Source organism: Ochrobactrum sp. AN78 (assembly GCF_029909885.1).
In the GTDB taxonomy this organism is placed as follows: domain Bacteria; phylum Pseudomonadota; class Alphaproteobacteria; order Rhizobiales; family Rhizobiaceae; genus Brucella; species Brucella quorumnocens.
In genome coordinates, this window is sequence record NZ_JASAMU010000027.1 from 1 (window position 1) to 8,289 (window position 8,289).

Sequence of the window (8,289 nt, forward strand, 5' to 3'; positions counted from 1 at the left end):
CGCGACACGATATGACAAGCTCATGCTGAACTTTACAGCCACATGCTATATCGCTGCCATCGTCACATGGTGGCTCAATTGAGTCTGGACCCTAGGGTGTATCCATCTACGTCCCTTTTTATGAACGTTTCATATTTTGCGTACTTTGACTTCGCATCTGACATCACATTCTCCATTTCATGTTGATTAAACTATTTCGTCGATCGCTATCTTGAGCGCTTCCGCAATTTTTTTCATTGCATCGAGCGAACCTTCGCGAGCGCCGCTTTCAATTTGCGATACGTATGGCGCGCTTAGACCGGCAGCGTCAGCAAGCGCCTTAGCGGTCATACCCCGAAAGTCACGCCATACCTTGATCTTGTTCTCACCATCGATCATGCGGTTGACGTACTCGGCCGGGATCAATTCTTCGTCGCCCCGCTCGACCTTAAGGCGGAAGATTTCAGCGCGCAAAACATCCTGCTTATCGCGAAGCGCTTCAAGAAGGCTGTCATAGTCGGCTTTTGGAAGAACGGCCATTTCGTTGCCGTCCGGTGTGGTGATGATCTGAACGTCCATTCCTATTGCTCCTATTCGTAAACGCTACTGCGTGGTGCTATCCTCACAACCGCGATAATTTGGCCCTCGTCGGTGAAAAGTACCCGCCAGTCACCACTCGCAGACGGTACACGCCTTCGCCGCCCTTGAGCACTTTGACGTTGTTCGCGAGGCTTGACGGTTCGGCTGCATACTGTTCGATCTTAGACCGGATCAGCTTCGCGGTGTTGGCTGGTATCTTGATCAGGGTCTTTGTGGCTTCGCGGGAGTAGCTGATCTTTTTCATGAGTGAATATTAGCGATGAGCTAATTACGTTTCAAGCAAAAAAATAGCATTAAGCAAAATATTAGCACTAACGCTACGCAACCGTGCTTAAACAGCTGGCGGTAACTTGCCGCCATTAGGGCTAGAAAACATACCGGCGACGTTGGTGCAGGGATGACATTGCCGGTTTACCGAACTTACAGACAGCAGCTTTATGAGTTGCGCTTTTGATCTTTGGGATCTCGCTCATGCCATTCAAACACAACGCTGCTCGCCGTCACCAAATACCGTTGCAGAAGTTCAGAGTTAAAAACTGGCGTGAATAAGATGCTGGTTTGCGTTAGCGTGGCAGTATTACGTCTTGGATCAGTGAAACGGCGATTTCAGGCTGGTTGGCACCGCGCCGCATAACACCAGATGGTCAATCGCGCTATTCTGATCTGGCAATTGAAACGTCTTTGATGTGCGGGATCTTCTTCCATCAACCCTTGCGCCAAACCGAAGGCTTGATGTTATCGCTGTTTGAGTTGATGGGCCTTGATCTCCCGGTCCCTGATCATAAGTGATCAAAACAGCAGTGACATCAGCCAGCTCGCAGATCTGCTTGATCAGATTGACCCGCCGATCTCCAGATTCACAGCTGATGAGGCTTATGACAGTGATGAGACCTATAGATTACTTCGCCAACATAGTCCGGGTATAAGCGTTATCGTCCCACCACGAGCTCGGCACTTACCAAGAGAGTTTTATGGCCCACCGGATCAGCGTGACTGGCATAGCCAGACAATCGCCGAACAAGGCCGGATGAAGTGGCAGGTCATAACCAATTATGGCAGGCGTTCCAACGTGGAAACGACGATGGGCCGATATAAATCAATCAACGGCAATTCTCTTCGTTCCCGCAAGTTTACCAATCAGCAAGTCGAGATAAGACTCGGATGTCGCATTCTCAATCGAATGCTGGCATTCGCACGCCCGGATTCCGTCCGCGTGAAAGTCACAAGCCTGTAAGTACAACATCAAACACCGGAATCTATCTATAATCGGATCCGTGCAACAACGCCCCAAATAGCCGTTAGGGACGGACAAAGTGCAAAAAGCCCCGCTTCCCATTGGACGGGAGGCGGGGCTACTTTTTTGGCAGGCGGTCTCGCCGCTTATTTATCCGTGATGCTCAGCGGTTGCATCCTGGAACTGGCATGCGCCTTACCAATTGACCCTGAAGCCGACATTGCCTTTGAGGGTATAGCTGTCGGCAAAATGGTTCACCGCTGTGTTGATGGAGCCTTCGCCGTAGAGCGCATATTTATTGTCGTTCCAAGTGAATGTGCCACCACCACCAACTCCTGCCCAGGTACGGTCATTATCCGTATTGAAATCAACACCAGCCAGCTTGACCGTTGTGCTGCTGAGGAACTCTTGATACAGGTTCGCAATTCCATAGATATTGGCTTGCGTTGTGCGTCCGCTCTCATCTTTCCACTGCGTACCATATTCTGCGGCAAGGCCGAGCCGTCCCAGAAGGCTCGAACCATCATCGACACTCACACGCGCATCCCATACATCCCTAAACGCATCCGCATGAATGGAGGACCATGCAAGCTGCGCCTGAGGTGTAAGTGACCAGTTGCCACCAATTGCTATGCGCTTGCCGGCTTCCGCACTCATTGCATATCCAGTCGCCTTGCGACCATCGGCAAGCCCCTGATTGGCAGTCCACGAATCAAGATCGCTGTTGAACCATGTCACCTGACCCTGTGTATCCAGATAGAACCCGTCATTGCCATACCAAGTAGCCGTTGCACCAAGGCTCCATGCATCAGTGCCGATCGAGCCATCACCATAGAGCGAAGAGATATCACCCTTGGCATGTCCATACTGACCAGTGATGCCTGCAATCAGCCGGCCTTGTTCGCTTTCGTAGAAGTGACCATCAATACCAGCCTGCATCTGCAGCGCATTAATGTCCTGTTTCATGCGCGCCGTTGACGTTGATGGTTCCAGACGATTATGGCTGCCTTCAACACGACCCCAGACGCCATATTCATTGACGCTTGCGCCGTCTGGCTGCCCGGCATCATCACTCCCTTGCAGCTTTCCTCCAGTAAAATAACGGTTGCCGACACGCTGCTGCAATGTAGGCAGCTTGTTGAGCGTCAGCATGTTCTGCACATAACCTTCGTAAACCGGCGCGCCAGCGCTGTAACGGGGTGCCGGAGGAGCGGGTGGCGCAGGTGGACAGCTGTTCGTCTGTGCACAGTCCGGATCAACAGGGTTCACCGGATCTGGCATGTGACTTACAAGGTACCACTCACCATCCGTTGGCGTCTTGTCGCCCCCCTTTTGCAGGGTATAGGCATAAGCGCCGCCAACAACGGCCTGCTGTCCGTCTTTGGTCGTATAACTGTTGGCAAGAGTGAACTTGCCGTCAGAGTTGCCGTCCACATTGACAATCTTGATGCCGTTGATTGTCTGAGCACCCGTGCCACCCTGATTTTGAACGTAGATTTTTCCTGAACCCGAAGTGCTGCCGTCGACCTGCAACATATCAGTTTTGGAATTATCATCGCCAAGCACCGTATTGATGACAAGTGTACCGCTGTCGGCAGTATAATTGCCAGCAACCCTTAAAACTGCGCCGCCCGTCCCCCCAAACATCACCGTACCGCCATTAGTAAGCGAAGCAATCGTTGTATCAAAACCACCAACGTCAAGGACGCCAGAAGTTCCGACAAAATGATCCGACCCACTGCTAAGCGAACCAGCAGCGCCTTGAACAAGTGTTCCGCCTGTGACATTTGTCGTGCCAGTGAAACCTGAATTATCGCCTGTCAGAATTGTCTTGCCAGCGATCTCGTTGATAGTTCCCTTCCCACTAATTGCAGCCGCAAGCGTGAACTCATTCGTCGTATTGAAGTTTAAAATGCCTGTGCCTTGGCCAAACTTAATCGTCTCGGTATCCAGTAGTCCTGCAGCTTTAGAAGCCACGCCAACATCGCCACCGATATTGACTGTTCCTAGGCCTCCAGTAGAGCCACCGATTTCAATACTTGAAGCAGAAACTGTGCCACCTTCATTGATCGTTAGCTCGGCAGTTCCAGCTCGACCGACAGAAAGAACCCCTGAATTCGACCATTTCGAATTCTCTCCCGTCACATAGACAGAGCCAACAGAACCGCTAAATCGTCCGATGAAGCCGTCACTATTCGTTACTTTGCCACCGTCTCCAATGGTCATCTGACCAATGGAAGAGTTGCCAATTGTCAATCTGCCATTATTTGTCCACGAGGACCCATTACCTTCTACTGATACAATACCGTTTGAGCCTTCAAGGTTACCGACTGCCGCCTCATTATTTACAACCACCCCACCGTTCTTTATGTTCAGTGTTCCAGAGCCATATTCACCAACAAAAGTGTTACCGTCGTTGTACCAAGCCGAACCAATCCCATCAACGACGACCTTACCTTGAGCACTCGCCAAATTTCCGATTATTCCGAAATCGGAGGAATTGACTGTTCCGCCTCCTTCTATGAGGAGCTGCCCGTTACCGGATTCGCCCACATGTAACTCTTGAGAATTCCAAGACGAACCGGGGCCGTCGACAGAAACAAATCCGTGCGAACCAGACTGCAAACCAACGGTGGACATAGCGCTGACCAACGCGCCCCCGTTTGTCACGCTCACACTTCCATTATTAACGTCAAAGCCGACACTCGTCCAACTAGAACCGGCACCATCAATAGTGACTGTGCCACTGCCATACGCACCAACAAAAAATCCAATACCTATGTAGCTGTGACCGGCCGTTACAGCCCCCCCGTTAACGATATTCAGAGTGCCATCTCCGTAGTTGCCAATATAGAGATCACCTATGATGTCCCAAGGAGAGTCGGGCGTCCCTCCTGCCACGGTTTTCGTCTGCCCCTGGTTTACGGCCGTTGTAGCGAACGCTTTTGGAGCTGATACTCCAACAGATGCTACAACCAATGCGAACAAAGATACTGCATTAAGCAGAGATCGTTTGCGTGACGCTTGACGATACGGGGAAAAACCTGAGAATTGCATAGCGATCTTTTCTAACAGTTAAAATATACGTACATATTGAATAAGCGATGTTCTGCAACAAGTAAATAGTCAGCCATCTATTGATACACTTATAGTATATAACTAATATAAGATAGAAGCAACGATTCATGCGATTCTAATCTTATATTAGCAAATAGTTTTATCAATGATTACAGAGGCTACTGTTGATCTCGAGAATCCCGACATCTGGTGTTATGCGGCGCGGTGCCAACCAGCCTGAAATCGCCGTTTCACTGATCCAAGACGTAATACTGCCAGGCTAACGCAAACCAGCATCTTATTCACGCCAGTTTTTAACTCTGAACTTCTGCAACGGTATTCGGTGACGGCGAGCAGCGTTGTGTTTGAATGGCATGAGCGAGATCCCAAAGATCAAAAGCGCAACTCATAAAGCTGCTGTCTGTAAGTTCGGTAAACCGGCAATGTCATCCCTGCACCAACGTCGCCGGTATGTTTTCTAGCCCTAATGGCGGCAAGTTACCGCCAGCTGTTTAAGCACGGTTGCGTAGCGTTAGTGCTAATATTTTGCTTAATGCTATTTTTTTGCTTGAAACGTAATTAGCTCATCGCTAATATTCACTCATGAAAAAGATCAGCTACTCCCGCGAAGCCACAAATACGGTTTGCGCTGAGCACAGCCAATGTGGAATATCTTCTCGTAGAGCTTGGTGTGATCGTGAGCCGGGAACCGGTTCACCTTTGGATCAATCGCTTTTGCATGCATTTTGCCGACTGTATCCGCAAGGGCCGGCCACAGCCAAAAGACAAGTGGCATATGGATGAAGTCGTCATCACAATTGCCGGGAGAAAGTGCTTGGCTTTGGCGAGCGATGGTTTTGAAACGGCGCCATACAAAGCTTCCAGTTCTTGTAGAGTAGAAACATAACGATTCATGAGGATGCTCACTTAAAGTTTGAACGATAGTCTCATAGTATACCGCCCTGGCATTATGGCGCTTCTGCAAGAATGGCTAGTTCTTCTCTAATAGGACATGAGGAGGTCCTTCACGCTGAAGCGCTTTCACAATGGAGGGACGCTGACTTAGACGTATGTGGTAGGAGGAGAGGTTCGGCCCAGCGCAAATATATGAAAAAGCGCTCGTTTAAGTCCAGTGATCCGCCTGAACAGATCGACGAGACGAATGCGCTCTTTCTCAACCTTGCGCTCAAAGCCCTCTACTGGCCATAACTCCAGCGCGATGCCTGTAAATGACTCAGACAATTCTTTCGCAAGTACCAAACGCCGGCCGCTTGCGGGATCATGAATATACGCACCTTTTGCGGTGACCTTCTCCAGAACCACATAGTGCCGGAGGTCCCAGTGCAGGATACACGGCACCTGCAGTTTTGAGAGATCATGAAGTTCCAGCCGGATGGGGCGCGTAGCAAGAAACAAACAGTTTGCGATGCGCGAAATGTCAAGCAGCGTCAGACCCTTGGCTGAAACAGCAAATCGTCGCCTCAACGTACTTAGATCCGGTTCATGACCATGATAGCCCGCCACCATCGCTAAGCATGCCAACCCACATTCTGCCACTTCCGTCTGAAGAACGACCGGCAACTGGCGTCTGAAAGACAGAGAGTAATTGATCTTGCTTATCATTGTGGGTTTTGCGTCGGGAGTTCGGTTGCACGGCCACGTAGGCTATAGAGTGGTTCAAGTATCCATTGATAAAGCGGGCGTGTATCGAGCAAAAGGTGCGCCTCCACGCTCATTCCGGCTCTCAACTGTTCAGGTTTTCCGTAGGCAATGACATTCGAACTATCCGGCTGCACTGTAATCCGGTACTGTGCCTGCGACTGCTTTATCTGAGCCGCCATCGCATCGGCGTTAGCTTCGCCCTGTCGCAGCGTTACTCGGGAAACTTTTGTCACACTACCGCTATATTGACCGAATTTCTGATAAGGAAATGCAGTGTACCGCAGGAGCACGGGCGCCCCCTCTTTGATGAATCCAATTGCTCTACTATCAGCAAGAAGTTGAACTTCCATTTTCTCTCCGCTCGGAAGAATCGACACCAGCGGAGTGCCCGCTGCAACAAGCTGGCCTGAATGGGCCATCACAGCCGCTACCATGCCATCTGCAGGGGCTGGTATCACAATTGCTCTGCGAGCTTCTGCCTGAGCCAGTTGCTCTTTCAAAGTTGCGATTCTTTGGCGCATTTCACCCATCGCGATCGCAGCTGCCGCATCAAACCCATCTAGCTTAGCTCGAATATCTGAAGCCCGGCCTTCAAGCTGAACTCGTTGCCTGCGTAATGATTCAAGTGCTTGTCTGTTTTGCATGTAGCTTTGTTCAGCGGCCTCGAAGCTACGCTCCAGAGTAATCCCCTTGTCAACCAGATCGCGATACTTAGCAGCACGAGGTTGCAAAACGTCGATATAAATTTGGGTTTGTTCGATCTGCGCATCAACACGCTCGATCTCGTTTGCAATCGACACTATGCGCTCACTCAACGCTCGCTTTTCAACCTCATCTAGCAAAACCCGTTGCCCGATAGCCTCAGCAAGCTCATCAAGACGATTCTGCAGCTGCTCTTTGACCACGCTCTCGGTATCGCCCAATCCAGTCTTTGTATCCGTTGCGATCAGAAATAGCGCATCACCTGCTTTAACAGTGTCCCCCTCAGAAGTATGAACTTGCACAAGCCGTCCAGTTTGCGGAGTAAAGACATGTAAAACGCCAGCGCTTGGTACGATAGCACCGTAAACGCGAACACGTCGCGTGTACTCTCCCAACACAAGAAATGCGAGAATAAGCGCTGTCACCCCAAGCCCAACTGACGTAGCCAACTTCACTGAGTTTGGCTGAATCAGCCGTGGGCTGCCAATCCAGGAGCACCTTTGAGCTTCTATGGACTGACTTCGAAAGAGAGATAATCTTTTGTTCACGATTAAAAATATGTTCCCAAATTATCTCATGCCAAGGAAATTTTGGAAATTCTGTCGGCAGCTCTTTATACTTCGGGTGTTCTGCTTGCTTGATAACTCAGGGACGGCGGCTCAATAAGAAAATTATATTGGCCCACACGAACTCTAAGCATAGTAAAATCAGTAATAAAACCAGAGAGCCTGTGATCAAATCGAGTTTGAGAATAAAATCTACTACAATTATAGCAATTATAAAACTTATCGAGAAGCGAATATATTCCTTCCAGCTATTACGATAGCTGCGATGATAGTCCAGCATGAAATCAATGTATGATCTAACAGATGAGGGCATGCAGACTTTCCTTTTATTGGTGGGGACAAGAGGTTGTAACTCACTGGAATAGCCATTCTCAACGAGCAAATCTCTTTGGCACTAGGGTCCAGACTCAATTGAGCCACCATGTGACGATGGCAGCGATATAGCATGTGGCTGTAAAGTTCAGCATGAGCTTGTCATATCGTGTCGCG

At 49.8% G+C, this 8,289-nt stretch carries 5 protein-coding genes and 3 pseudogenes; 2 read left to right on the forward strand and 6 right to left on the reverse strand.

Annotation, left to right across the window (positions count from 1 at the left end; genetic code table 11):
- Positions 1 to 186: 186 nt before the first annotated feature.
- Positions 187 to 558 (reverse strand): helix-turn-helix transcriptional regulator, encoded by a 372-nt coding sequence (locus QBD00_RS23415; protein WP_318580687.1) that lies wholly within the window; start codon positions 556 to 558, stop codon positions 187 to 189.
- Positions 559 to 601: 43 nt separating this feature from the next.
- Positions 602 to 823 (reverse strand): hypothetical protein, encoded by a 222-nt coding sequence (locus tag QBD00_RS23420; RefSeq protein WP_318580688.1) that lies wholly within the window; start codon positions 821 to 823, stop codon positions 602 to 604.
- A 314-nt stretch (positions 824 to 1,137) separates the two neighbouring features.
- Here QBD00_RS23420 and QBD00_RS23425 point away from each other — a divergent pair.
- Positions 1,138 to 1,813: pseudogene (locus QBD00_RS23425) on the forward strand (transposase).
- A 195-nt stretch (positions 1,814 to 2,008) separates the two neighbouring features.
- On the opposite strand, the gene QBD00_RS23430 reads toward QBD00_RS23425, so the two are convergent.
- Together QBD00_RS23430 and QBD00_RS23435 are read right to left on the reverse strand one after the other, a co-directional pair.
- Positions 2,009 to 4,714: an autotransporter outer membrane beta-barrel domain-containing protein gene (locus QBD00_RS23430; protein WP_318580689.1), complete on the reverse strand. Its 2,706-nt coding sequence runs from the start codon at positions 4,712 to 4,714 to the stop codon at positions 2,009 to 2,011.
- Between the two features lie 367 nt (positions 4,715 to 5,081).
- A pseudogene (locus tag QBD00_RS23435) lies at positions 5,082 to 5,246 on the reverse strand (IS5/IS1182 family transposase); the annotation flags it as partial.
- Between the two features lie 264 nt (positions 5,247 to 5,510).
- Here QBD00_RS23435 and QBD00_RS23440 point away from each other — a divergent pair.
- Positions 5,511 to 5,766: pseudogene (locus QBD00_RS23440) on the forward strand (IS6 family transposase); the annotation flags it as partial.
- Between the two features lie 166 nt (positions 5,767 to 5,932).
- Here the strand turns inward: QBD00_RS23440 and QBD00_RS23445 are convergent.
- Together QBD00_RS23445 and QBD00_RS23450 are read right to left on the reverse strand one after the other, a co-directional pair.
- On the reverse strand, positions 5,933 to 6,493 hold the full coding sequence (locus QBD00_RS23445) for a cysteine peptidase family C39 domain-containing protein (RefSeq protein ID WP_318580690.1): 561 nt from the start codon (positions 6,491 to 6,493) through the stop codon (positions 5,933 to 5,935).
- Complete coding sequence (locus QBD00_RS23450) at positions 6,490 to 7,536, reverse strand: HlyD family efflux transporter periplasmic adaptor subunit (protein ID WP_318580691.1); 1,047 nt, start codon at positions 7,534 to 7,536, stop codon at positions 6,490 to 6,492. The genes QBD00_RS23445 and QBD00_RS23450 overlap by 4 nt, the downstream gene beginning before the upstream one ends.
- Positions 7,537 to 8,289: the final 753 nt, after the last annotated feature.

Coding starts and splice junctions, on each gene's coding strand:
- QBD00_RS23415 (WP_318580687.1), bottom strand. CDS start 558: ATGGACGTTCAGATCATCACCACACCGGACGGCAACGAAATGGCCGTT.
- QBD00_RS23420 (WP_318580688.1), bottom strand. CDS start 823: ATGAAAAAGATCAGCTACTCCCGCGAAGCCACAAAGACCCTGATCAAG.
- QBD00_RS23445 (WP_318580690.1), bottom strand. CDS start 6,493: ATGATAAGCAAGATCAATTACTCTCTGTCTTTCAGACGCCAGTTGCCG.